The 24,845-nt window shown below is 40.2% G+C and carries 22 protein-coding genes; 4 read left to right on the forward strand and 18 right to left on the reverse strand.

Annotation, left to right across the window (positions count from 1 at the left end; genetic code table 11):
- Nucleotides 1-264 precede the first annotated feature (264 nt).
- The 17 genes from GXP69_RS19315 to GXP69_RS14465 form a co-directional block, all read right to left on the reverse strand.
- A complete protein-coding gene (locus GXP69_RS19315) occupies nt 265-1,365 on the reverse strand; it encodes a glycosyltransferase family 4 protein (RefSeq protein ID WP_163915774.1) in 1,101 nt (366 codons plus the stop codon).
- 43 nt (nt 1,366-1,408) lie between these two features.
- Nucleotides 1,409-2,527: a glycosyltransferase family 4 protein gene (locus GXP69_RS14390; protein WP_163915775.1), complete on the reverse strand. Its 1,119-nt coding sequence runs from the start codon at nt 2,525-2,527 to the stop codon at nt 1,409-1,411.
- A 73-nt stretch (nt 2,528-2,600) separates the two neighbouring features.
- Nucleotides 2,601-3,737: a glycosyltransferase family 4 protein gene (locus tag GXP69_RS14395; protein WP_163915776.1), complete on the reverse strand. Its 1,137-nt coding sequence runs from the start codon at nt 3,735-3,737 to the stop codon at nt 2,601-2,603.
- A gap of 5 nt (nt 3,738-3,742) precedes the next feature.
- Nucleotides 3,743-4,888 (reverse strand): glycosyltransferase family protein, encoded by a 1,146-nt coding sequence (locus GXP69_RS14400; protein ID WP_163915777.1) that lies wholly within the window; start codon nt 4,886-4,888, stop codon nt 3,743-3,745.
- On the reverse strand, nt 4,888-5,985 hold the full coding sequence (gene wecB / locus GXP69_RS14405) for a non-hydrolyzing UDP-N-acetylglucosamine 2-epimerase (protein ID WP_163915778.1): 1,098 nt from the start codon (nt 5,983-5,985) through the stop codon (nt 4,888-4,890). The genes GXP69_RS14400 and wecB overlap by 1 nt, the downstream gene beginning before the upstream one ends.
- A 10-nt stretch (nt 5,986-5,995) precedes the next feature.
- The gene (locus GXP69_RS14410; protein WP_163915779.1) at nt 5,996-7,162 is read right to left on the reverse strand and encodes a glycosyltransferase family 4 protein; all 1,167 of its coding nucleotides are present in this window, start codon (nt 7,160-7,162) and stop codon (nt 5,996-5,998) included.
- Nucleotides 7,159-8,307 carry a glycosyltransferase family 4 protein gene (locus GXP69_RS14415; protein ID WP_163915780.1) on the reverse strand — a complete coding sequence of 383 codons (1,149 nt, stop codon included), beginning with the start codon at nt 8,305-8,307 and terminating at the stop codon, nt 7,159-7,161. The genes GXP69_RS14410 and GXP69_RS14415 overlap by 4 nt, the downstream gene beginning before the upstream one ends.
- A complete protein-coding gene (locus tag GXP69_RS14420; protein WP_163915781.1) occupies nt 8,304-9,182 on the reverse strand; it encodes a glycosyltransferase family 2 protein in 879 nt (292 codons plus the stop codon). Before GXP69_RS14420 ends, GXP69_RS14415 begins: the two co-directional genes overlap by 4 nt.
- The gene (locus tag GXP69_RS14425) at nt 9,158-10,048 is read right to left on the reverse strand and encodes a glycosyltransferase family 2 protein (RefSeq protein WP_163915782.1); all 891 of its coding nucleotides are present in this window, start codon (nt 10,046-10,048) and stop codon (nt 9,158-9,160) included. Before GXP69_RS14425 ends, GXP69_RS14420 begins: the two co-directional genes overlap by 25 nt.
- Nucleotides 10,049-10,067: 19 nt before the next feature.
- On the reverse strand, nt 10,068-10,814 hold the full coding sequence (locus GXP69_RS14430) for a class I SAM-dependent methyltransferase (protein WP_163915783.1): 747 nt from the start codon (nt 10,812-10,814) through the stop codon (nt 10,068-10,070).
- A complete protein-coding gene (locus tag GXP69_RS14435; protein ID WP_163915784.1) occupies nt 10,811-12,070 on the reverse strand; it encodes an ABC transporter ATP-binding protein in 1,260 nt (419 codons plus the stop codon). The genes GXP69_RS14430 and GXP69_RS14435 overlap by 4 nt, the downstream gene beginning before the upstream one ends.
- Before the next feature lies 1 nt (nt 12,071).
- On the reverse strand, nt 12,072-12,923 hold the full coding sequence (locus GXP69_RS14440; protein ID WP_163915785.1) for an ABC transporter permease: 852 nt from the start codon (nt 12,921-12,923) through the stop codon (nt 12,072-12,074).
- A 124-nt stretch (nt 12,924-13,047) separates the two neighbouring features.
- Complete coding sequence (gene gmd / locus GXP69_RS14445; protein WP_163915786.1) at nt 13,048-14,160, reverse strand: GDP-mannose 4,6-dehydratase; 1,113 nt, start codon at nt 14,158-14,160, stop codon at nt 13,048-13,050.
- A 93-nt stretch (nt 14,161-14,253) separates the two neighbouring features.
- Nucleotides 14,254-15,198 (reverse strand): GDP-L-fucose synthase, encoded by a 945-nt coding sequence (gene fcl / locus GXP69_RS14450; RefSeq protein ID WP_163915933.1) that lies wholly within the window; start codon nt 15,196-15,198, stop codon nt 14,254-14,256.
- A 110-nt stretch (nt 15,199-15,308) separates the two neighbouring features.
- Nucleotides 15,309-17,672 (reverse strand): GumC family protein, encoded by a 2,364-nt coding sequence (locus tag GXP69_RS19320; RefSeq protein ID WP_163915787.1) that lies wholly within the window; start codon nt 17,670-17,672, stop codon nt 15,309-15,311.
- Between the two features lie 24 nt (nt 17,673-17,696).
- Entirely contained in the window at nt 17,697-18,476 is a 780-nt protein-coding gene (locus GXP69_RS14460; protein WP_163915788.1) for a polysaccharide biosynthesis/export family protein, read from the reverse strand.
- A gap of 131 nt (nt 18,477-18,607) precedes the next feature.
- Nucleotides 18,608-19,495 (reverse strand): DUF481 domain-containing protein, encoded by an 888-nt coding sequence (locus GXP69_RS14465; RefSeq protein WP_163915789.1) that lies wholly within the window; start codon nt 19,493-19,495, stop codon nt 18,608-18,610.
- A 77-nt stretch (nt 19,496-19,572) separates the two neighbouring features.
- On the opposite strand from GXP69_RS14465, the gene GXP69_RS14470 reads away from it, so the two are divergent.
- Nucleotides 19,573-20,229 carry an HD domain-containing protein gene (locus tag GXP69_RS14470; protein ID WP_163915790.1) on the forward strand — a complete coding sequence of 219 codons (657 nt, stop codon included), beginning with the start codon at nt 19,573-19,575 and terminating at the stop codon, nt 20,227-20,229.
- A 46-nt stretch (nt 20,230-20,275) separates the two neighbouring features.
- Here GXP69_RS14470 and GXP69_RS14475 read toward each other — a convergent pair whose 3' ends face one another.
- Nucleotides 20,276-20,872 (reverse strand): DUF4136 domain-containing protein, encoded by a 597-nt coding sequence (locus GXP69_RS14475; RefSeq protein WP_163915791.1) that lies wholly within the window; start codon nt 20,870-20,872, stop codon nt 20,276-20,278.
- A gap of 240 nt (nt 20,873-21,112) precedes the next feature.
- On the opposite strand from GXP69_RS14475, the gene GXP69_RS14480 reads away from it, so the two are divergent.
- The 3 genes from GXP69_RS14480 to GXP69_RS14490 all read left to right on the forward strand — a co-directional run bounded on the left by GXP69_RS14480 (nt 21,113) and on the right by GXP69_RS14490 (nt 24,813).
- Nucleotides 21,113-22,402 carry an acetyl-CoA hydrolase/transferase family protein gene (locus GXP69_RS14480; RefSeq protein WP_163915792.1) on the forward strand — a complete coding sequence of 430 codons (1,290 nt, stop codon included), beginning with the start codon at nt 21,113-21,115 and terminating at the stop codon, nt 22,400-22,402.
- 64 nt (nt 22,403-22,466) lie between these two features.
- A complete protein-coding gene (locus tag GXP69_RS14485; RefSeq protein WP_317164599.1) occupies nt 22,467-23,288 on the forward strand; it encodes a DUF1206 domain-containing protein in 822 nt (273 codons plus the stop codon).
- A gap of 166 nt (nt 23,289-23,454) precedes the next feature.
- The gene (locus tag GXP69_RS14490; protein WP_163915793.1) at nt 23,455-24,813 is read left to right on the forward strand and encodes a sigma-54-dependent transcriptional regulator; all 1,359 of its coding nucleotides are present in this window, start codon (nt 23,455-23,457) and stop codon (nt 24,811-24,813) included.
- The last annotated feature ends 32 nt before the right edge of the window (nt 24,814-24,845 follow it).

The raw sequence follows: 24,845 nt of genomic DNA on the forward strand, positions 1-24,845 counted from the left end.
AAATACGTATAAGTATCTCCCTTGATTTTGAAGGTAAAACGCGAACAGCAACAATACAGGAATAGCTAATGTATTTAAGGCAACCCCAATAGCCAGCCAGCTAAGTAGTAACAGAAAGAGCTGCTTATAGTTTGTATGACTATAGGCTGTCCCGCTTTGTAAAAAATTTACCTTATGCCCTACTTTAACTTGCAAGTTATTGGATATAGAAATAATTAGTTATTAATAATATTCAATGCTGCTTACGAAGAACTAAATACATAACTATTTAATCTCCAGTAAATCGAAGTACATTTCTCTGACCGCACGCCACTGATACTTCATTTGGAATAAAAGATAAAGTTCTCTTCCTTTAGTAATTAGCCATTCGTTCGATGTTTTCTCCCTGATCCTATCTGACAGTGCCCCCTCTTTTGTCATATCTACAAGTAGATCAGGATCTTCTACGATCCATCTATTTAACTCCCGTTTATGCAATAGTACAGGTAATGAGTTTTGCATTGCCTCAATAGTTACGTTGCCAAAGCCCTCAATTAATGAGCTAAGTACAAAGAGGTCTGCTATGGCGTATGCCTCAGCAATATCATCTGGAGACAACATAAAATTAATAAATCTTTCACCTAACATTCGCTTTCCCAAGGCAATGATATCATCATCCTGCACTTTACCACAAAGGACCAATGTCCAGGTGCTATCAAGTTTTGCTGCCTCCCTTACAACATAATCCATCCTTTTTACGCCTGCGTTAATAGCCCCGACGCTCAATAGCACAAAGGGTGTTTTAATACCATACTTTTCTCTAAGCTCATCTTTAGTACAACTGCCATAATACTTCTTATTCTCTGGCAGGGTATTAGGGATCAGAGAAAATTTATTAACATATGGGTAGGCTTTGTTTGCTTCTTTAAAGTGCTCAATGTTGACTAAGTGTACTTTATCACTCATCCTTATATAATGTTCAGGAGTCAAGTTAATACCCATCCCATATACCAGAACAGGATTACCTGGCAATAATTTTCTTAGCTGGTATAATGTCTTGGCTACTCGGGGCTCCTGAGTATAAACTGTATTGTATTTTAAATTATGTCTGTTGATGAAAACCAGGAATTGAAGTGCAAATTGAGCATATTCTAACCCATAAAAATCATTTATCAGTTTATAACCTAATCTATGTAATAAACTAAGATCTATTAAGCCATCTAACACAACTTCATTAGCAGCAGAAATACCAGAGCCTTTAAAAAGAGTAACTTCTAGATTCTCTTTTGTCTCTGAGATAAGATTATTAAAAAGGTTTCTAGAGGCATTTTCATATCCTCTATCCTTCCTATGCTCAAGCCCAGAACTTAGAATCGCAATTTTCACTACCTACTTACAATTTAATACCTTTGTTATCAAGTTACACAAATCATATCTCACGATATAATCTATTCAGTGCATCAGCATTCTTTGAAGGATTATGATCAGCAGTGATGTGCCTGAGCGCATGTTCCCCTTTTATCCTAATTAAAGCTGGATCATTACAGATGGAGTCAATAATATTATATAGCTCTTCCTCAATTATATTTGAAAACACCTTCCTATCTGTCTCTGAAGTAAGTTTCCCATTTCCTAAAGTATCTATAGGAACATTAATTACCCACCCGCACTTATCATTATTAATTTCTGGCAATGCTCTAATGTTTGTAGTTATAACAGGGCAGGCTGCTGCCTGAGCCTCTAACACAGAGTAGCCATAGGTATCTGCATAAGTAGGTAGTAACCCTATATGTGTCTTCTTAAGTAACTCCAATACCTGATCATTAGATAGTTTAGAAAAAAGGGAAATATAACGCGGATGCTTTTCAATTATTTGCAGAGCATTTTCTTTATCACTCTTAGTAGTTCCAGAAGCGTAGTCCCCATACTGTAAGGAGGATACAATATTCAACTTTATGGGCGATCCTTTTGATAATAGTTTGTCAAAGACTGCTAGAATCTCCTTCCCACCCTTTCTGAAGAAATCAGCTCCAATAATCGTAAATGTTATATAATCATCATTAAGTAACTTATCTTCATAGGAGTTGATAAGCAATTCCTGAGGAGGGTGAAGTACCATAGTTTTGCCAAGTATGGTTTCTTTATACTTGGGGAATTTGTTCAGATAATTTGATTGTATGTTTTTTGTACACTCAGAGACTGCTATTAACTTTTTGCAATTACCTCCAGCAAGTAGTTCAATCCCCTTCCTCTCTAGCCAATCAGGTACACGTCCCCATCTGGGCAGCAATGTTTCGAAAGTTGTTACCCAAGGAGTATTGCCAAAACTAATTGTGTTAAAGAAATGATGTATATCTTTTGTTTTAAAAGGCTCGTAGTGGCTATTTAGGAAAAAGCTATTTGATGCATTATAATACTTGAAATATAGAGCATTAGGCAATCTAAAAATGTTTAGTCTTTTCTTCACAACATAGTCGCGATGTGGGATGCTAACAAAGTTTCTAACTTGGTTATAGCCTAAAGCATCTGTGTAAATTGTTCTGAGCATGGCAGCAGCGGAAGCTTTCTTTGGAGTACAACCTAAAGGACTAAGCAGCAACTTTCATAGAGTCCGAGTAAATCTAAAAAGTAACCAAATTTGACATTACATCTATAGTTTTCTTAATTACAGTATCCCATGTAAAGGATTTGATTACTAATTGCAAAGATGCCTCTTTTTTTTTATGTAATGATTGTGCACCCAACTCTATTGCTTCAACTATAGCCTGCCTCAATGCCTTTTTATTTGCCGGAGGAATAAGCCAACCATTTTCTTCTGATACCATGGTTCTGACAGCTCCTACATCAGTTGCAACAATAGCAAGCCCTGAGGCCATCGCTTCTAGAATTACAGTAGGCATGCCCTCCGAATAACTGGGGCAAACCAGTACATCCACATCTCGAAGGACATGCTTTACTTCCTGCTCCTCCTTTATGAGTCCGAGGTACTTTATATTATCTTTCCTTAGCTGCTTCTCTTCGGGAATGGGACCTATAAAGATAAATTCAAAACTATAGTTTGTATCCAATTCTTTCAGAACTTGCTGTAGTTCCTCAATCCCTTTTCTTCGCTCGTATCTTCCAATAAATATAAACTTCCTGGTTTGCCTATTTTCTCTAGCAAACTCTCCGATCCAGTTTCTTTCAATGCCTATCGGAATTTCAAGCACTGGTTTAAGCGTAATTGCCTCCTGCAATGCTGTTAATTTACCTCCCAATGAAAAAACAATATCAGCATGCCGCAAATTATATTTTACAGGTGTGCGCAGTAGCAAATGCTGTAATCTGACGTTAAGGTTAGGAGCCTTTTGGAACATCTCAACCCCATGAAAATTAATTCCTATTGGGGGCAGTTTACTCCCATTCTTTTTCGCGTGAACCAACTTCCACCCGGTGAAGCCTTGTGCATATATAAAGTGTACATCGTTCTGTCTAAGTAGATCCCGATAAATAGTAGCAGCATAAAGATACGACTCCAGCACATAGTGTCCGGGATATTTACCAACAGAAGGAAATGGAATGTAAACAGAATGGATGAAAGATAATTCATCTTTGGTAAAGCCTGATAGTTCAGTTGTATTTGCTTCTGCAGGACCGGTGTGGTATAGCAATACTTCTACTTTCTGTTGAGCCAGGTATTTTGCTAGGTAATACGAGTGCTTTTGCATTCCACCCAGCACATAAGGGTAGATTCCGTCTGTTAGTAAGGCTATTCTCATCAGGTTTAATTATCCAAGGTTTGAATAAGCCGTGTATACTGCTGCAGGTTGTTGGGTGAGCTTTTTAGAAAGTGTTGCTTTGCCAATTCATTTGATCTGCCCCGGTCGCTATAAGCTAAAACTTTTAGGTCTAATGCTACTTCACCATTAGTCACAATACCACAGCTATTCTTTAAAACAAATTGTGTGTAATCACCAAGCTCAGGTGAGATTATAACACCCAACCCTGATATCAAATATTCTGCAAACTTCGTTGGGGAAGCAACCTGATTGGTTACGGTGTTTTCCCGAATGAGAATACCATAATCGGCGATTGCTAAATACTTGTTTACTTCTCCCGGCGAAACCCACTTAATACTAACCTGTTTAGGATACTGCTCCTGCAAGAATAAATTATTTTCATCCGACTTGGAAAGAAATATCACCTTCATGTTTAAGCAAGAATCAAGTATAGGTAGTAAGAAACTTTTCAGCAAATTAAATGATTGCCACCCTGCTGTTGAACCCGAATAAACAAGTACAATATCGTCCTGCTGGTACCCCAGTTCATTTCTGAAAAAAGCAATATCTTCTTCGCTTCTTAGCTCGAGCTCAAAATGTGAACTCAGGGTACAAGGGATGACAGCATGCGCCTGTGAAGCATACTCATAACGCTCACCCCAGTAAGATACCAACTTTGAGGAAACAGCAATCCTATAGTCCGAGGCCAGAACGGCAGCTCTCTCATATTTAGCAATTCCAGCTTTAAGTGATTCCTCTTCAACTACTTCGTACTCTTCCCATTCTGCCGCAATTGCACCTCTGCCATCGTAACATACCTTATTAAGTAACCCTATCTTTTTAAGGGATAAAGCGATGTTAGTTGCCAATACATTCCGGCAAATGACTACACGCTCTCCTGTAAAAAGGCAGACCAGCGCCAGCATAAATACGTTAAGCTGCCAGTTTTGCAGCTTCGGGAACATAGGTAAAACAATTGCACCTGGATAACTACGCTTAATTTTCATCTTGTTCAGTCGAAATTCCCTGATCGAAATGAATGCTACTAAACGCACTTTAGCCTTTAGATTATGGCTGAGAAAGTGGCAAACATCAATTACCTGGCCCTCATAAACACCAGAAGGCTGATCCCCTAACGTAACGTAAAGCATTAAATAACTGTGTTTAGGATTTCTACAATCCGCTCTGTTGACTTACCATCCCAAAGTGGGGGTACACTGCCCTTCTTATGATTACCGGATGAAATGTCGTTAACTGCTTTCATTACCTCATCTACTTCAAAATCCAATAGTATATTGCTACCAATCTCAATAGTAGATGGTCTTTCTGTATTGGCTCTCAACGTAAAGCAGGGTACCTGCTTAAAAGTTGTTTCTTCTTGTATTCCACCACTGTCAGTTACTACAGCAAAGCAGTTGGCAATCAGTTTCTGAAACGAAAAGTAATCAAGCGGCTCTAAAATTATGATATTTGAATTAGATTCGATTGAAGCGTATAAATCAGATTCCTTTAATTTTTTCACAGTTCTGGGATGTATAGGAAATACAACCTTCAAATCAACAGTAAGCCGGTCAAGCAACTGTACCAGTTTGTTGAGGCCTGCTGGCTCATCCACATTAGAGGGCCTGTGCATCGTCATCAGTACATAGCTTCTTGGTAGAAGCGCCAGGTCCTCTAATATTGTAGACTTATTTATCTCATCCTCAAAAGCAACCAACGTATCGATCATGGTGTTGCCAACAAAGTGAATAGCTTCTTTTGGCTTGCCTTCTATTTCAAGATTTTTAACTCCGCTAGCTTCCGTTACAAAGTAGAAATCAGAAATTTCATCCGTCAGGATTCGGTTTATCTCTTCCGGCATCTCTCGGTCGAAGCTGCGGAGACCGCTTTCCAAGTGCGCAATTTTTATACCTAGTTTGTTTCCTGTAAGGGCTGCCGCAAAAGTAGAGTTCACATCCCCCACCACCAGCATCAGATCAGGTCTAAAATCAGAAATGACCTTCTCCAGCCGGATCATGATTTCGCCCATTTGGGTATTGGCACTTGCAGCAGGAATATCTAAGAAGAAGTCTGGATATATATTAAGCTGCTGAAAGAAAACATCTGCCATTTTATGGTCGAAATGCTGGCCGGTATGGGCAATTTTGATGTTTATAGCATCAGCATACTTGGCCGTAACGACAGCTTTAAAACGGGTAATTTTTATAAAGTTTGGTCGGGTGCCAACTACGATCAGAATGTTTTTCATCAGAAACGTACTAATTTTGCAAAGCTGAATACAGCAGCTGAGAGATTTGTTCAATCCTCTTCTCCGGATCACATAGTTCAGCAATATGTTTTCTCCCAGCCTTGCCCATCTTCTCAGCAAAGTCAGGGTTTTTAATAAGTTCAATTATACTGTCACCCATGCCCTCATAATCAAACTCCTTTATCAGATATCCTGTTTTCCCATCTAGTACATTCTCAGGTATACCATTGTGCAACGTAGAAACGACAGGAAGCTCATGAGCGGCAGCTTCAGCAAGGCTAATGGCAAAGCCTTCTTGATCTCCTGAATTAGCAGTTACGCTGTGCTGTGCATATACCCAATGCTGGTTCAAGATTGGAAAACTCTGCTCTCTATTTAACACGCCCAGCATATTCACAGATGAAAGCAGGTCTAAAGATTTTATCCTTTCCTGTACTTGTTGTTTTAACTCACCATCGCCTACAATAGTAAGTCTGCTGTTAGGCACTTTGTTCTTCACAATCCTAAAAGCCTGTAGTAGAGCGAAAGGATTTTTCTTAGCGGTTAGCCTCCCCAGAAAAATTATACCTGGATCTGATTTCCTTCTTTCAGACCATGTCAGAGGCGAAATACTTTTTACATCAATACCGTACCTAATAACCCTTATTTTTTCATTATTACACCCTAGCAAAACCAGGAGTTTTCGGATATAATGTGAAGCCGCAATTATATACTTTGCCTCGGTAAATACCTGCTTAAGCTTTAATAAATATACGGGATCGTTAGTAGCTGAAGTAACATCGTAGCCATGGACGTGTACTATAAATGGTATGTTGTGTTCTTTAAAATAGTCAACTAGCAAGACCGCAGAAGTTGCATAATCTACATAAGCAACGTCTGGTCTTTGTGTTAAGCTCTTGTTTAAGGCTTTATAAGCATAATGTTGTTGTACTTTGTTTTTATACTTAAAGCCATTCCCTCCTGCTATCTGACCAAATTTATAAGCTAAGAAAGAGTTGCTTAGCCCTTCTTCTGCATAACCAGTATATACGATGGAGTTTATAGAAGAACTTCTATCTGCAATCTTCCCACAATAATATATAACGTCTAACCCCTTACGCCCTAATCCCTCATATAAGTCATAGATAAAGGTTTCAGAAGGAGATATTGATGTATGAGAGAAATAGCCTATTTTCATTTTGATGCAATTCCGTTAAAGCTTTCTTCCAAAATCTTTATCATATTTTCAGCAATGACTTCCCATGTGAATGTCCTTAAGATCCTTTCTCTTCCTAATTTTGAGTATCTTTCTAAATCTCCTTTATCAGTTAACAGCGCTACTATAGCCTTGGAGAAACATCCTATATCTTCTGGATCGATTGTTACACCGCAGTCACCCAAAACTTCTGGTATTCCCCCTCTGTTGGAAGCTATCACAGGAACGCCAGAAAGCATTGCTTCAGCTATAACCATTCCAAATGGCTCCTCCCAAACAGATGGACAAACAAATAAACTAGCAGAACTATAGAAAGTATGGAGTTTATCATTGGGAACAAAGCCATGAAAGAAAATACTAGACTGGTTTATTGATAACTCTTGTAAATGACTAATAAATTCATCTACTCTGTTATCTCCAAAGTGTAAGGATCCTACAATATGTAATTCAGCTCCAGGAATGGCATTTAGAACCCCTAAGAATGCCCTTATCAGCAAGTCCACTCCTTTTTCTTTTACCAATCTACCTACAAATAAGATTTTTGGACTCTGCTCATTAAAGCTTTTATTTTGGACTAACGCAAATCTATTTTGATTTGCTCCATTGTAAATCGTCTTGATCTTTCTTCTATCACTAAGATTACTTATCATTATAGCCTTATTGCTTAAATAATTACTACAATTTAAGAGTAAGTCTACTTTAGAAATAATTTTATACCTTGCTTCTATTGGGAGTTGTTCTAAGTTATCATTTTGTAGATGCAATATAACCTTAGCGTCCTTGTTAATTCTCTTTAAAATGTCGACATAGTAGCACCTATTAAGGATATGAATAGCATCATATTTATTAAGCTTTATTCTTAAAGCTATCTGAACTGGATAAGTGTAGTGATTAATAAACTCACAAACTCTATTAATAATATTAAACCTGCTCTTATATTTAATGGTAGAGAAACCTATTTTCCTGATTTTGAGAGATGGATAGAAATCTGTATCCCATGAAGGGGTAAATACATCCACTTGTACACTACCAATTAAAGGATAAACTTCATGGACCCATCTTGCTAATGCGCCTCCATGATGTTGTGAATATGGTTCTGAGGAAGGCAAAACTACAGCAATTTTCATGAGAGAAATAAGCTTCTAATTATCGCATAAAAATATTTTCGCTTTAGCACACTAACAGGTGACAATTTTATAGCTTCTATTATATACTTTATACCTGCTCTTTTATTGATTGGAACTGATAAATCAGCAACTGCTAAATTTAGATCTATAAGCGATGTCAACAGATATTTAGATGGCAGGTATGTTTTATAAGTTTTATTAAAATAATTGAAGGTTCTCAGTTTCTCCATTTGACTTTTTAGATTCCATGATACCATATTATTCTCATGGAAAATATATTCTACAGTATATTTATTAATCTTGATTACTGGTAATAATTTAGATAATCTTATCCATAAGTCGCGATCCTCCATATACCTCAAATCTTCATTAAATTTATTGAACTTCAATATGCTTGAAGGAAGACAAACAGTATGTACAGGAAATGGATCATCAAGTATGTGACTTAGTGAACTTCCATTTATATATGTACGGGGTAATGATTTACTTCTAACACCATTTCTGTTTAAGTAACAGCGAGTATGATAGAAGGCATCTTTAAAAAAGTTTCTTTTAATTGAGTTATATAATACAGCTAAATGATGCTCGTAGTAAATGTCATCATCATCAAGGAAACATATGAAATTGCCATTGGCATTTTCTATCCCCGTATTTCTTGCTCCCGCTAAATACTTATTTTCCTGCTTGATGTATTTTATAGAACTGTGCTTCTGTACCTGATCTTCTATCTCACTGTAATCTACAGTTGAACCATCATTAACTATAATAATTTCAAAGCTTTTATATGTCTGATTAATTACAGTTCCTACTGCTCTTAATAGCTCTGTTGGTCTATTATGCGTAGGGATTATCACTGAGAAAAATGGCTTATCCATCTATAGTTCTTGGCTACTACTCTTGTTATTAAGGCTCTCAAATAGCTAATTACCCTTCTAAATCTGCTTTGTCCTAGTTTGGCATCTAAATTAAAATATTCAATTTTATAGTTTAAGTACTCATAGACAGTAAGATTATTAAAGTTCGTCTTTTTTCTGCGGTGAAAAGCATCAAACTTGGCCATTAAGTGATATTGTCTCGCTAATTGTATATTTTTACCCTGCGAAATGCCATTGGCATGTTGTCTATAGTAATAAAGCGCCTTATTGATAAATAAGGTTGGGCCTAGCTCTTCTAACTTCAAGTACAAGTCTTGATCTACTGCTCTCTTAAACTTTGTATGAATTCCACTTGTCTCAAAGTAAAGCTTTCTTTTAAAAGTAGCAAAATGCGAGATCCTGGGGCCCGAGTATGTCAATTGAGACATACTTGATGGAATTGACCCAACGGATTTAGATAATTTCAAATCTGCTATATCACTACTCCATTCATAATATGTAGAGTATATTATGCTATGTAACGGCTGTTTATAGTGATTCTGAACCATTATTTCAAGTGCTTGTATGTCAAGCACATCATCTGGATCTAAAAATCCACATAATTCACCATTAGCTTCAACTATACACCTATGCTTAGTATAGCCGCAGCCTTTATTTTTATGATTAATAAAGACTTTAATTTTGCCATTATTCTTGAGATGATCATAGATTTGGCATGAGTTGTCCGTGGAAGCATCATCAACAATAATGATTTCCCATTTTTTATATGTTTGCTTCTTTACAGACTCAACTGCTTCTAAAAGATACTTTTCGTTGTTATAGTTGGCTATAAGAACAGAAAAAAGGGGAAGATTATTTTCAGACATCAAACTCTAACAATGGCTTCTATTTTGAAAAGTGTCTCAGAGAAAAGGGGGTTACATCAAAGTTGCCTCCTGATCTTAATACAGAAAAATAATCAAAATGTTGAACCTGACATTTGAGTAAAGATTTCCATTCTAACACAATTTCCATTTCCTCTATTCTATTTGTATCATCAAGTAAAATAGTGTAATCGTCTGCTAACATATCCTTGATAAAAGGTATTGCTCCGAATCTAGAATACTTATTGATTCCTGGAGGAGCGTCAACAATAACCAAATCAATTTCTGATAAAATTAGCTTATGTAATATTTCAGTATTGTACCAAGTATTATGCTCTTTAAATTGAAATGGACTCTCCAGAAGAGGTACATACTCCAAAGATACGTAGTTAGATATCTCCTCCAACTCTAATTGTCGCAGCATTAACCTATACCATTCATAATTAGATTCTACTGAAATATACTTTGTTTCTAAATTATTCTTCTTTATTAATTTAGCTATATAGAAAGTAGATATCCCTGGCCCAAACTCAACCACCATCTTCCTATTATTAATGACCACATCATTTAAAAGCAGGTTTATTGCACCTGCTGTCATACTCCAAGTAGTGGTTGGGGCATAAATATTTTTAGGGCTTAAATTCCTTATTGCCTCTAAAGCAAGAATTTCTTTATTCCGTGTTTGTTCTCTTAAAATAGCTAATATATAGTTCACCAGAGAGTTGTAACCAGAGATAGTTTTCAACTTCTCTTTGATATAATTTTTCATTTATTTTCTATTCTGAAATTTACTAAAGAATCAGACTGCTCTTTAGGAGGTAGTTTTAGCGAGCTATAAAAGTTTCCTTCTGCAACTGAAAACTGATATGCGTTTTGTATCCAATCTGATACATCTCCTAATATGTATATACAAGTAGTAATATAATACAAGCCAAAGTTGAGTGGGCAGCTAGGTACAATAAAGTTAATTCTATTTGAATTTATAGTTATTGGCATAAGTTCTGTACTTAACCAGGCAACTCTGACACCTATGTGGTTGTCAATTCTTAAATCAATTCGAATATCATTTGTGTTATACTTAATAAGGCTATCGAAAATTAACTCTATTATTAAGTCAGAACCAATGCTAACTATATGTTCGCTAATACTCGAATATACTTTAATAGCTCTAAGCTTTACCCTGCCATTACCAGACCTATTTACGATCAACTCTCCCTTCAAATTTACCTCCCCAGTCGATGAGTAATATTTCTCAACACAATCATTGACATGGCCCACAACATCAATTGTACCATTCTTTAGCACTAGTCCGTACTTGCATAGTTTAGATATTGTAGCCATATTATGGCTCACGAATAATACTGTTCTGCCTTGCTCTTTACTAATATCCTGCATCTTCCCGATCGCCTTCTTCTGAAATTCAGCATCTCCCACAGCCAGTACCTCATCCACGATCAGAATTTCAGGGTCGAGATGTGCCGCTACAGCAAAGGCTAAACGCACCCGCATACCAGAAGAGTACCGCTTAACAGGTGTATCAATATACCGCTCTGTACCTGAGAAAGCTACTATTTCATCGAATTTAGCACGAATTTCGGCCTTGGTCATACCCAGAATAGCGCCATTCAGGAAGATATTTTCACGACCAGTAAGCTCCTCATGAAAACCTGTACCGACCTCAAGAAGCGAAGCTATGCGACCTTTGGCCTTAATGCTCCCTGTAGTTGGAGCCGTAACGCGAGAGAGTAGCTTCAGTAAAGTAGATTTACCGGCACCATTCTTCCCGATAATGCCCAACACCTCACCCTGCTTCACTTCAAAGTTAATATCGCGAAGCGCCCATACATAATCACTGTTTCCTTTGGTGCTACGGTCGTTAGTTTCCCCAATCTTCAGGTAAGGGTCTTCCTTGCCACGTATTCTGTGCCACCAGCGGTTCAGGTCATGCGACAGGGTACCCGTACCCAACTCGCCTAAACGATACTGCTTTGAGAGATTCTCAACCTTAATAACTACATCACTCATCTTACACCGTGTCCATAAATGACTTCTCCACCTTATTAAACACTACTATACCCAGAACAAGTATAACAGCTGCAAACAGGGTTGAATAGCCTAAATACATCCAATTAAACGTACCTTCTCCTAAAAACGCATACCGGAAAGTCTCAATAATGCTTGACATCGGGTTTGCGAGAATGTAAAGCTTATATTTCTCAGGTAGCGTGGAAATCGGGTAAATCACTGGAGAAGCATACATTGCCAGTTGCACCCCGAATGTAATCAGGAACTTCATGTCGCGGTACTTGGTGGTCATGGCCGAGATCAGCATCCCGAAACCCAACCCTAAAGCCGCCATCAACAGCACTAAAAACGGCACCAACACTACTGCCCAGTTAGGTTGTACACCGGAACCAGCAAATACATAATAGGCCAGCAAAACCAGAAACAGCACAAACTGTACGCCAAACTTCAGCAAGTTTGAGACAACTATTGAAAGCGGCATAATCAGTCTCGGGAAGTACACCTTCCCGAAAATGTTAGCATTCTGTATAAAAGTATTCGAGGTGGTGGTCAGGCATTCTGAAAAATAATTCCATCCTACTATACCGGCCATATAGAACAGCAGCGGTGGCACCCCATCGGTTGAGATGCCGGCTATATTACCGAACACGATGGTAAAGGTAATAGTAGTAAAGAGCGGCTGCAGGAAGAACCAGATCGGGCCGAGTATAGTTTGTTTGTACACAGCTACAAAATCCCGTCGCACGAACATTTGCAGCAGATCCCTGTAGCGCCATACTTCCCTAAGCTGCAAATCAAAAAGACCGGAACTGGGCTTAATGACCAGGGTCCAGTCTTCTTCTTTTTCTTTCATTAAAGAATTGTAAGTAAGATGTTTCATTAAAAAAACCTCAAAAGGCACTATAAAATTAGTGAATCCTTTTGAGGTATAAGCGATCTCAATTAAGAATTAATTAAATAAAATAATGAAATCCTCCTTATTCATGATAATTAAGTACTCTGTGGCCACCTTCTAGCAAATATGTATCTCGCTTAAAGAGTTCTAAGTCAGCTTGCATCATATCTTTGACAAGAGCAGACAGATCGTACTTGGGTTCCCAACCAAGCTTTGTTTTAGACTTGGTAGCATCCCCGATAAGTAATTCAACTTCGGTAGGACGGAAATAATTTGGATCTACACACACGATTTCTTTACCTATCTCTAGCTGATAATCTGGGTTAGTGCACGCTGCTACATAACCTTTTTCTTCCACACCTTCACCTTTAAAAGCAATCTCTATACCTACTTCAGCAAACGACATTTTTACGAAATCGCGTACAGTAGTAGTTACGCCGGTGGCAATAACAAAATCTTCTGGAGTATCTTGTTGTAGAATGCGCCACATAGCTTCTACATAGTCTTTGGCATGTCCCCAGTCACGTTTAGCATCCATGTTACCTAAGTATAATTTATCCTGCAAGCCTAAGGCAATGCGAGCTGCAGCTCGTGTTATTTTACGGGTTACAAAGGTCTCTCCTCGCAGCGGAGACTCATGGTTGAACAGGATACCGTTGCAGGCAAACATGTTATAAGCTTCTCTATAGTTTACCGTGATCCAGTAAGCATATAGTTTTGCTACGGCATAAGGTGAACGAGGGTAGAATGGTGTAGTCTCTGATTGTGGCACAGCCTGCACCAAGCCATATAGCTCAGAAGTAGAAGCCTGATAAATCTTTGTTTTCTCCGTCAAACCAAGAATACGGATTGCTTCCAGAATACGTAATGTACCCAATCCATCTGCATTGGCTGTGTATTCCGGCGTATCAAAGCTTACCTTCACGTGGCTCATGGCTGCCAGGTTATAAATCTCATCGGGCTGCGTTTCCTGGATGATACGGATGATGTTAGTAGAGTCCGTCAGGTCGCCGTAGTGTAATTTAAAATTAATATTTTTCTCGTGCGGGTCTTGGTACAGGTGGTCTATACGGTCTGTGTTAAGCATAGAGCTTCTACGCTTTACGCCATGTACTTTATAGCCTTTGCTTAAAAGTAATTCTGCTAAATAGGCGCCATCCTGGCCAGTTACTCCGGTAATAAGGGCTGTCTTCATTATTTGCTGTTTTATAAATAGGGGTAATTATATTTCAGATGCTCTATACTTATACTTTATAGTTTAGTTTTAGTTTTCTTATACTTTCTATGCTTAAGAAAGAGCCTTAGCGGTATGTTTCTCTTTAAAATCAGCATACGCTAAGGCAATGCCCTCATGCAGTTCTATTTTGTGCCGGTAGCCTGTATTATGCAACTTACTCACGTCCATCAATTTGCGAGGAGTGCCGTCAGGTTTGGTGGTGTCAAACACCAGTTCCCCTTTAAAACCGGTCACTTCTTTTACGAGCAGAGCCAGTTCCCGTATCGAGATATCCTCGCCTGTTCCAATATTTACCAGTTCGCGCTCATTATAATGCTCCATCAGGTACAGGCAGGCGTCTGCCAGGTCGTCTGCAAACAGGAACTCACGCTTCGGGCTTCCGGTACCCCAAACCACTACCTCTGCTGCTCCGTTCTCCTTTGCCTCATGAAATTTGCGGATCAGGGCAGGCAACACGTGTGAGTTGTTCAGATCATAGTTGTCGTTATAGCCATACAGGTTCGTAGGCATTACACTGATAAAGTTGCAGCCGTACTGGTCGCGGTAAGCTTCACACAATTTAATACCAGCTATCTTCGCTATCGCATAGGGTTCATTTGTAGGCTCCAATGGGCCGGCTAAGAGATACTCTTCTTTCAAAGGCTGCGGGGCCATCTTAGGGTAGATACAGGACGAGCCCAGGAACATCAACTTGGTAACCTGTTGCAGGTAAGCTGCATGAATAATGTTTGCTTCGATCATCAGGTTATCGTACAGGAAGTCTGCCCGGTAGGTGTTGTTGGCATGTATGCCGCCTACTCTAGCTGCAGCCAGGAAAACGTAATCCGGCTTTTCAGCAGCAAAGAAATCAAGTACAGCCTGCTGATTACGCAGGTCCAATTCAGCTGATGTGCGTGCAATAATGTTGTTGAACCCGTTGGCCTGTAGCTTCCGGCAAATAGCAGAGCCAACCATTCCGCGGTGCCCGGCTACATATATTTTAGAATCTTTGTGCATAGTAAAGGGTGATGTGATCATAGTTTAATAATTAGAATTGTGTTCCGGTTGAACAAGAATCAACCTCCATTACGAATATCGCAGAATTAGGGTATAGGTGAAAAAGCTGTTTAAAACTTAAAACGCTTATACCAGGGCTGCTGTTCCAGGTCGTCGGAGTAATACCCATAGCCATAGCCATAGCCGTACCCATAGTTTAATTTACGGTAATCCACATCGTTAAACAGGATGGCTGTGTTCTGTATTTTTCCGGTCTCAAATTGCTGTTGAATACTGTTCAGGAAAGATTTCATGGTATAGTCCTGGCGCACCATAAAAATGTTAACATCCGAGATCTGCATTAGTTCAAGGCCATCTGATAATATACCAACTGGGGGGGTATCGATAATGATATAATCGTACTCCTGCCGTAAATTACCTAAAAGTTCCTCCATGCGTTTATTAAGCAACAGTTCCGAAGGGTTGGGAGGGATATCACCGGATGGAAGAATGAAAAGATGTTCCTGGATGGTCTGGTGAATAACATCTTCCGCCCTGGCGTACCCGGCCAGATAATTACTTAGCCCGACCCTGCTAGTCACGCCATAGTCCGTATTATTATTCGGTTTACGCATGTCCGCATTAATAAGCAGGGTTCGCTCCCCGGAAATAGAGAAAATATAGGCTAGGTTCTTTGCTGAAAAAGTTTTGCCCTCCCCACTGATAGATGAGGTAATTACAAACACCTTTCCCTTATCACTTTCACCGCTTATCATAAAGCGTAGATTGGAACGCACTGTACGGAAAGCTTCGGCCAGCGCAGATTTCGGGCTCTGATCAATCAGGCTGGATGTACCTTTTTTATTATGGCCTACCATACCAAGTATGGGTAGCATGGTTAATTTATGGATATCATCTACAGAGGTGACTTTGGTGTTCAGAATCTCTTTCAGAAAAATGAATGCTACCGGTAATAGAAGCCCTGCAAAAAGGCCTATCAGGTAATTTTGGCTTGGTTTAGGGGTAATTACGCCTTTTACTTCAGCCTCATTCACCATCTTGGCATCGGCCGTGGCAGCAGCCGTAGAAATACCGGCCTCTGCCCGTTTCTGCATTAAAAACACATAAAGTCCTTCACTCAGCTCATACATCCTGTTCAGGTTGATGAACTGTCTTTCTGCAGAAGGTAATCGTTGAAGGCTGCCTGCTAACCGTGTAATACGGTTATTGATATCGGTTTGCGCTATCTGATTAGCGCGTTGGAGATTACGCAAGTTCTCGGCTATGCTACGAAGCAATTCGTTGGCCCGTGTTTGGGCTGCTTGTATCTGTGTAGTAACGATAGGGTTTTGTCCTTTCTGATCGCTTAAAGCTGACAGCTCGAGTTGAACCTCAACTAATTGTGCAATTAAATTATTCAAAACAGGATCGCCTACACCAAAAGATGAAGGTGTAACGATACGTTCTGTCACATCGCCTGCGGCGATATATTGCCTTAAGTAATCAAAATATTTTGCGTTGATCAACAGCGCAGCTTTTTCCTTTTCCAGTTCCTGGATTCGTTCGCTGGCTTGGGAACCCTCTACACTTAATGATACACCGGGATTACCTTTTTTAAACTGTTCGAGCCTGTTCTCAACTAAGAACAGAGAGTCAGAGATTTCCTGGAGCTGTGCATCGATAAAATTAATGGTATTGATTGCAGTTGTATTCTTTTCCTGTAAGCTGTTCTGAATATACGTCTGAACATGCTGGTTCAGGAAGTCGGCTGCTTTGGCAGGTTCTTCGCTACTGGTAGCTACCTCTAAAATGGAAGTCTCTTTAACAGGGGTAATATTTAAACTCCGTCGATACTGATTAACAAGATCTTCAGTTTTATTGAATCTAAAAAAGAGATCGTAAGGGAAAGATTCTGCTGATTGTTTGCGGGTAACAGAGAACCTAAACCCATCCCCAGCTATCGCCTGCCCGGACTGAAAGGTTTTGCCCTGGAAGTAAGCATTGATGGCCGGGTTATCAGTACTCAGTTCAATTTTATTCCCCGCAAGTAAATTACACTTAATCAGAACGCCGTAAGGCAGGTTGGATGATGCGGTGTCTATAACTACCTTTACCGGGCTCCAGTTATATACCTCCGTAAAACGGATGTCGCCCTCTGCAAAATAGGAAACCCCGAATTCTAAGTTTTCAAGGGTCTTCTTAACAAGATCCTTAGATTTAAGTAAAATAGATTCGTTGTTCAGATTTTTTGTGTTTGAAAACGGTTCCTCCCCGTAAAGAAGACTTAGAGGCGCATTTGAAAGATCTGTAGGATCCTTTACCAACACAGCTGCTGAAACTTCATAAACTGGTGCTGTATATCTTGTTACAAGGAATGCAATAAATAAAGCAAACGGAACAGAAATTACAAATAAATACCAGTACTGCCTTAGTTTTTGCAGTATGAACTGAATATCTATGAGACTGTCCTGTTGATGAATAGAGTTAGGATTCACTCTTGTTAAAATAGAGTTACAGATTTATAAAAAACGGGTCAGAATTAAAGTAAGTGCAGAAACAACCGACAGCGTTAAACTCACATTGGTCAGTAAATTCTCCCTTACATTCTTTGCCGGAAGCGGGTCTACCACGATCATATCATTAGGCTGCAAGTAGAAATTTGCCTGTGCAATCGTGTTGTCGTCTAACAGGCTAAATGTATAAAGCTTTGCCTTAGCAGCTTCGTAACGTAATAATTTTATTTTGCCACGATTGGCATAAGGAGAAAAACCACCAGCTGTAGCAATAGCTTCCATTACATTAATATCATCCTGATAAGTTGTAAACTGACCTTGCCCGCCTACTTCACCCAACACTGTATAACGGAATGTAAGCAGCCTTAAATTCACTGTCGGATCAGCTAGGTATTGCGTAAGCGCCTCTGTTATTTTAACTCGGGCCTCTGCCATGGTTAAACCGTTCAGATTTACTTTTCCAACTATTGGAATTAGCATATTCCCCTCTGCATCCAGTGTATAGCCTTGCAGCACAGGATCTGTAGTAGTGGTTGCCGTAGTAGCATCACCTAGAAAATTATATTCAGCAGGCGTAGTGGTCTGTACTTTTAACGAGAGTACATCACCGGGCTTTAAAGTGTAAACAGGACGCTGTAAATCAAATGATTTTAATAAGGCATCAGCATCAGCCCGATCTTCCGCATCTGGTTTGTCCTGCAAAAGTAATAATCTCTTTTGTGGCACACAGGATGCAAAAAACAGCACGCCCAGCAGCACACAAACTATAGAAAGGGTGTTTCGCATTTTAAGTGCTTCTACACTAGTTGGTTAAGGTTCGTAGAAGTGATACAACACACTTCGGCAAAATCTGTTTGTGAAATTAAGAATAATTTCTCTTTCAATTATATTAAATCAAATGAAAAATTGCACAAGTATTAAAAGTTGAGCTGCACGCCATTTGTTATGGCATATACAAAACGGGTTACGGGAACTATAGGCTTATCTTCGAAAGTACAGCTAAAACCAGTTCTGAACGAAAGTACGTTATTTAATTTAAAAAGTAAGTTTGTGTCGCCGCTCACTCTATTCCGGAAAGCTTCTATGCCGCTGTCATATCCAGTCTGGTAATAAACTATACCTTCTATAGTTACATTGCTATTCAACACAGCTCTGGTACTCACATAGTTTGTCAGCTTAGCGAGGTCGGATTTGATCTGGTTTCCAGTTTCAGGAGATTGCCATGTCTCATGTTCGTGCATTAAACCAGATCCAAAATATAAACTGGTATTCTCATGCCTGAAAACGGCGAGTCTCACTCCTGCTCCTGCCAATGTTCTTAAATCCAGTCCACGTGCCTTATCGGTCTGGAACTGCGTGAACAGCTCGTAAGACAGCCGGCGCTGACGTAAAAGGTTTGCTCTGAAATGAATATGTCCGTTACTTGCTACGGTATTTCGCTGTTCTTTATTATCGTAGTTAATAAGCAGGTAGTTATAGTAGTTAAGCAACAGATAACTATGTTTTTCAGATATGTAGGCTAAATCGCTGTTAAAAGTAAGTTGAAGGAAATTATTCGGGTTATCTTTTCCGGCATTACGGTTGAACATCGAAAAGTTAAACCCTGCTTTGCCTGTAAAATAATTTGCTGAATCGCGTTCTACCCTTGCGCGCTCAATGTTGAGTATCTGGGCATTCGCTGTTAATGATGTAGACATCACAATACCTACAACCAGGCTAAACTTTATAATATATTTTACAAACTGTAAACTATAATTACGATCTATAATTGTCTTTGGAATACTGTTGTCACTTTCATTGCTCATACTTCAAGTCTACTGCATAAATCAGATTTTGCCAAATGTAATTTGTAGCTCAGGCAATATTTTTAGAGCTTTGGCAGATGCTTACACAACAGGTAATACTAGCTAAAACAGAAGCTTACGTTAAAAATTTGCTCACCGGCGAAGGCTCCGGTCATGATTGGTGGCACATCCTTAGAGTATGGAACAACGCCCGAACTATAGCTTTAAACGAACAAGCAGATCTTTTTAAAGTTGAGTTAGCTGCATTGTTGCACGATGTGGGCGACCATAAATTTCATAACGGTGATGAGACTGTCGGGCCCCGCATGGCAGAAGACTGGTTAACTAAATTGCAGGTGAATCCTGATATAATTGAGCATGTCACTACTATAATAAAAGAACTGTCATTTAAGGGAGCCGGCACATCTTCTAGAATGAGTTCTATTGAAGGTTGCATTGTACAGGATGCGGACCGCCTGGATGCCATTGGGGCCATCGGTATAGCGCGCACTTTTGCCTATGGCGGACATAAAAATCGTGAAATTTATAATCCGGAAATCAGTCCTGAACTACATAATTCGTTTGAGGCTTATAAAAAAAGCACTGCTCCCACTATCAATCACTTTTATGAGAAGTTACTGCTTCTAAAAGACCGTATGCATACCCAGACTGCTAAACAGTTAGCCGAACAGCGCCATCGTTACATGGAATTATACCTAGAGCAATTTTATGCTGAATGGCAAGGAGAACGCTAAAGGTTAGCTTAAACTATAACAGTACTTAACACTATAGCCCAGCAAATTACCTCCCCCTGACTGGAGCAAGCACAGCTTCCACTTCCTTGTGCACGGTTTTATAGTTTGCCTTAAAATTACTTATTGCACCTTCAGTCCAGCCACGCCAGATAAGTTCTTTTGAACTTGGATCAATCAGGTCGATAATGAGGGTTCCGCTTTTATACAGGTCTACGGCGCGGTAACCCGGCAACCTATTGTGCAAATAGCCATACCTGTAGCCTGCCATATAAGCATAACTATAGCCGAACCCCTCCAGGTAATTTTGTGCCACATCTTTCTCAAGTGGTACCGATACACTTACGTCATAAGCGAGCAGTACATCAGGATTACCGTTAGTTGCTCTCGTAAAACCTTTCTCATTGAGTTCTGTTTCAATGGCAGTTCTGATATGCTGATCAAGCGATGAATGATACCCCTCATCAAATGCCACCGGCGCAACAGGCTGCTCCTGAAACCAGGCATATGTCTTTAGGTTTTCGGTTAAGGCGCCCGTAGCCAAAACTGCTCTAGGCCCTGATGGTACCGAACTGGTGACACAGCCACCTGACACTAAAAGTAACAGAATCAGGTAGGGGTATAAAAATGATACAGTCTTTCTCATAGTTACAATTTAAATCTCATACGCATATAATCACTTTATAAGTTATGAGCCTTCGCAAAGATGGGCCAAAGTTAATATTGTCCTTTATATGATGCTTATCATTTTTAAATTTATGAAGTAGCCGTTTGTTTGCACCAGTAATTAAAAGCCATGGTTAGTTAACGATCGGAAGCCAGTATCAACCAAATCTAAACATACATCCGAAAATCAAAGTATAGTTTGTTCAAAAATAGAAGACTCATGAAAGATAATAAGCCAGTTTACACTACCGCAGAAGATGCATTATCCATTATTAAATCAAACGACAGAGTTTTTATACATGGCAGCGCTGCAACCCCTCAGTACATGATCCGCAAGCTTGCTGAGCGTGCCGATGAACTTCGTAATGTAGAACTGGTTAGCATCAGTACTTTTGGCGAAATGCCATGTGCTGAGGCTCGCTATGCAGAGTCTTTTTACATAAACTCACTTTTCGTTTCTGCCAATGTAAGAGAGGCAGTAAACAGCGGCCGTGGCGACTATGTTCCTATTTTCTTAAGTGAGATTCCGCAGCTTTTCAGGTTAGGCATTATGCCGCTGAACGTAGCTATTGTACACGTTTCGCCACCCGACCGGCATGGCTACTGCTCGCTGGGCGTATCGGTTGATATTGCCAGACAGGCTGTAGAAAGCGCAGAGTATGTTATTGCTCAGGTTAACCCGCAAATGCCGCGTACGCATGGCGATGCCCTGATCCATATCCGCCGTTTTCATGCCCTGGTGGAAGTTAATGAGCCGCTTCCGGAAGTAGACTATAGTTTGCGCATAACCGAGACTGAAGATAGAATCGGAAGAAATGTAGCTGAACTGATTGAAGATAAAGCCACAATACAAATGGGTATTGGCGCTATTCCAGACGCCGTACTCAGAAGCCTGACCAACCACAAAGAACTCGGAATTCATACTGAAATGTTCTCAAATGGTGTTTTGCCTTTAATTGAGCGTGGCGTGATCACAAATGAGCATAAGAAAATACACCGAGGCCGGATTGCGACCGCTTTTATAGCCGGAAACCGTGCGCTATACGATTACATTGATGATAACCCACTGATCACGATGTATGGAACTGACTTTGTTAACGACGTTACAATCATCAAATCCAACCCAAGAGTTACAGCCATTAACAGCGCTATCGAAATTGACCTTACCGGTCAGGTAGTATCAGATTCTATAGGCACATACCAGTTTTCGGGTGTGGGCGGCCAGATGGACTTTATGCGGGGAGCAGCTCTATCTGAAAAAGGCAAACCGATCATTGCGCTTCCTTCTGTTACCAATAAGGGAATCTCACGGATTACGCCATTCCTTAACCCAGGCGGTGGTGTGGTAACTACCCGTGCACACGTACATTATGTTGTTACTGAATATGGTGTAGCATACCTGTATGGCAAAAACCTGCGTCAGAGGGCAAAGGCTCTGATCGAGATTGCCCACCCGGATCACCGGGAGCGATTGTCTGAAGAAGCTTTCAAACGATTTAAAAGCTTATAAAATTAGAGTATAACTATAACCGCTGTTTATTCGTGTAGGTGTGTAAAACAACTATTCGAAACACGTGGATATAGCACAACATGTACCAGCACCCCCGTCGCAGTGGCTTCGGCGGATGGCCAAATTCGGACTTACTGCCAAAGGTATAGTTTATTGCCTGGTAGGTATATTGGCCTTTATGGCTGCATTTGAACTAGGGAGCAGCTCGGCGCAACGCTCTGATAAGACCGGTGTCTTTCAATTTATATTGGAGCAGTCTTATGGCAAAGTGTTACTCGCATTAATTGCCTTAGGATTGTTTTGCTACACACTCTGGAGAATCATACAGGCGCTGAAAGATCCCAGCCAATCTGCCAAAGGTATCGGCAAAAGACTACGCTATGCATTTAGCGGGCTTGTTTATGCAGCACTGGCCTACTATGCAGCCAACCTTGTACTTGGCAATGGAAGCAGCGGAAACGGAGACACACGCCAGACTGTAGCACGCGAGTTGCTGCAACAACCATTCGGCCAGTGGCTTGTCGGGATATTGGCAGTAGGTACAGCTATAGCCGGCTTTTACCAGATTTACCTGGCCTTATCCGATAAGTATAAGAAACGCGTACAAAACGCCAGCCTAAAACATGACGTCGAGAATACCATGATTAGGGCAGGTAAAATTGGGTATGTAGCCAGGGGATTTGTATGGCTCATTATTGGTTATTTCTTTCTGCAGGCGGCCCTGCAGTCTGATCCTGGTGAGGCCGGTGGAACAGGAAGCGCTTTCGCTTTTTTAGAAGGCACATCCTATGGCTCTTATTTATTAGGCGCAGTCGCCTTAGGGTTAGTGTGTTATGGCGTATTCATGTTTATGCGGGCCCGCCACGAAAACATTGATGTATTTTAAAAATTAATAAAACAGGCTAGGCTATAGTTCTAGCTTGTTTTATTATTATAGTTTTAACCCGTAAGTTTTGATTCCTAAACTATAGCAATGCCCCTATTTCGGATTTTCAGCTGACCTTTTTTAGTAGTAACTTTGAAATTGTTAGTTACCCGTTTGAGCGCGATACATGAAGAACAGCCCTTTTAAGATCTTCATTCTGGATGATGATGTTTGGTACAGCGAGTTGCTGGAGTACCACCTGTCTCTGAACCCTGACTACGAACTTAAGAAGTTTCATTCTGCTAAAGACTTTTTTGCTCACCTGCACGAGCAACCCGATGTCGTTACAGTAGACTACTCTCTACCTGATAAAAACGGAGGCGAAGTGCTCAAAATGCTAAAGGAGCGTGCCCCTGAAACGCAGGTGATTATAATTTCCGGTCAGGAGGATATTGCCACAGCCGTAAACTTGCTCAAACAAGGCGCTTACGACTACATCGTGAAAGATGAGGATACGCCTGAACGCCTCTGGAACACCATCAATAAAATACGGGAAACTGCCTCACTTCGTGAAGAGATCAACTATCTGCGCGAAGAGATCAGTCAGAAGTACGATTTCAGTAATATTATAATCGGTAACAGCCCAGCCATTAAGAAGGTATTCAGTCTGATGGGCAAAGGTGTTAAAAACAACATTACTGTATCGATAAACGGCGAAACTGGCACAGGTAAGGAACTGGTTGCGAAGGCAATACATTATAACAGCCTTCGAAAAAAACAGCCCTACGTAGCTGTAAACGTTGCCGCCATACCACGCGAACTAATCGAGAGTGAACTTTTTGGACACGAAAAAGGCGCTTTTACCGGCGCCACAGCACGCCGCATAGGTAAGTTTGAGGAAGCCAATAAAGGCACTATTTTCTTGGACGAGATTGGTGAACTGGATATAAGCCTGCAGGCAAAGTTGTTACGTGTGCTGCAGGAAAGAGAAATAACCCGTGTTGGGGGCAATACAGTTGTGTCTGTAGATGTTCGGATTATAGTTGCTACACATAAGAACCTGGCTGAAGAAGTTAGAAAAGGTACTTTTAGAGAAGACCTGTACTATAGGTTACTTGGCTTGCCTATTAACCTGCCACCTCTCCGCGAACGTGGTAGCGACATTCTGGTGCTGGCGCGTCATTTTATGGATGCTTTTGCAAAAGAAAACGGTATGCCCCGCAAGAGTTTATCACCAGCTGCTCAGGAAAAGCTTCTATCCTACTCCTTCCCGGGAAACGTACGCGAATTGCGCGCATTAGTGGAACTAGCTATCGTGCTGGCTGACGAGGATGTTGTACAGGAACACGACATTAACTTTTCTATAACGAATAACGACAAAGACCTGCTGGCAAAAGAACTTTCGCTTAAGGCATATACGACTAAAATCATCCAGTATTTTCTTGACAAATATGATCATAACGTGCTGCTGGTAGCTGATAAACTTGATATTGGAAAATCCACCATCTACCGTATGATCCAGAACAACGAGCTTCGTATAAAATAATCCTTCTTCTGCTTTCGCCGGAACAAATTAAT

It is taken from the genome of Pontibacter burrus, assembly GCF_010686685.1.
Lineage (GTDB): Bacteria > Bacteroidota > Bacteroidia > Cytophagales > Hymenobacteraceae > Pontibacter > Pontibacter burrus.

Excerpts from the sequence above, each read along its gene's own strand:
- GXP69_RS14390 (WP_163915775.1), bottom strand. The coding sequence starts at position 2,527 with ATGCTCAGAACAATTTACACAGATGCTTTAGGCTATAACCAAGTTAGA.
- GXP69_RS14395 (WP_163915776.1), bottom strand. The coding sequence starts at position 3,737 with ATGAGAATAGCCTTACTAACAGACGGAATCTACCCTTATGTGCTGGGT.
- GXP69_RS14400 (WP_163915777.1), bottom strand. The coding sequence starts at position 4,888 with ATGCTTTACGTTACGTTAGGGGATCAGCCTTCTGGTGTTTATGAGGGC.
- wecB (WP_163915778.1), bottom strand. The coding sequence starts at position 5,985 with ATGAAAAACATTCTGATCGTAGTTGGCACCCGACCAAACTTTATAAAA.
- GXP69_RS14410 (WP_163915779.1), bottom strand. The coding sequence starts at position 7,162 with ATGAAAATAGGCTATTTCTCTCATACATCAATATCTCCTTCTGAAACC.
- GXP69_RS14415 (WP_163915780.1), bottom strand. The coding sequence starts at position 8,307 with ATGAAAATTGCTGTAGTTTTGCCTTCCTCAGAACCATATTCACAACAT.
- GXP69_RS14420 (WP_163915781.1), bottom strand. The coding sequence starts at position 9,182 with ATGGATAAGCCATTTTTCTCAGTGATAATCCCTACGCATAATAGACCA.
- GXP69_RS14425 (WP_163915782.1), bottom strand. The coding sequence starts at position 10,048 with ATGTCTGAAAATAATCTTCCCCTTTTTTCTGTTCTTATAGCCAACTAT.
- GXP69_RS14430 (WP_163915783.1), bottom strand. The coding sequence starts at position 10,814 with ATGAAAAATTATATCAAAGAGAAGTTGAAAACTATCTCTGGTTACAAC.
- GXP69_RS14435 (WP_163915784.1), bottom strand. The coding sequence starts at position 12,070 with ATGAGTGATGTAGTTATTAAGGTTGAGAATCTCTCAAAGCAGTATCGT.
- GXP69_RS14440 (WP_163915785.1), bottom strand. The coding sequence starts at position 12,923 with ATGAAAGAAAAAGAAGAAGACTGGACCCTGGTCATTAAGCCCAGTTCC.
- gmd (WP_163915786.1), bottom strand. The coding sequence starts at position 14,160 with ATGAAGACAGCCCTTATTACCGGAGTAACTGGCCAGGATGGCGCCTAT.
- fcl (WP_163915933.1), bottom strand. The coding sequence starts at position 15,198 with ATGCACAAAGATTCTAAAATATATGTAGCCGGGCACCGCGGAATGGTT.
- GXP69_RS14460 (WP_163915788.1), bottom strand. The coding sequence starts at position 18,476 with ATGCGAAACACCCTTTCTATAGTTTGTGTGCTGCTGGGCGTGCTGTTT.
- GXP69_RS14465 (WP_163915789.1), bottom strand. The coding sequence starts at position 19,495 with ATGAGCAATGAAAGTGACAACAGTATTCCAAAGACAATTATAGATCGT.
- GXP69_RS14470 (WP_163915790.1), top strand. The coding sequence starts at position 19,573 with ATGCTTACACAACAGGTAATACTAGCTAAAACAGAAGCTTACGTTAAA.
- GXP69_RS14475 (WP_163915791.1), bottom strand. The coding sequence starts at position 20,872 with ATGAGAAAGACTGTATCATTTTTATACCCCTACCTGATTCTGTTACTT.
- GXP69_RS14480 (WP_163915792.1), top strand. The coding sequence starts at position 21,113 with ATGAAAGATAATAAGCCAGTTTACACTACCGCAGAAGATGCATTATCC.
- GXP69_RS14490 (WP_163915793.1), top strand. The coding sequence starts at position 23,455 with ATGAAGAACAGCCCTTTTAAGATCTTCATTCTGGATGATGATGTTTGG.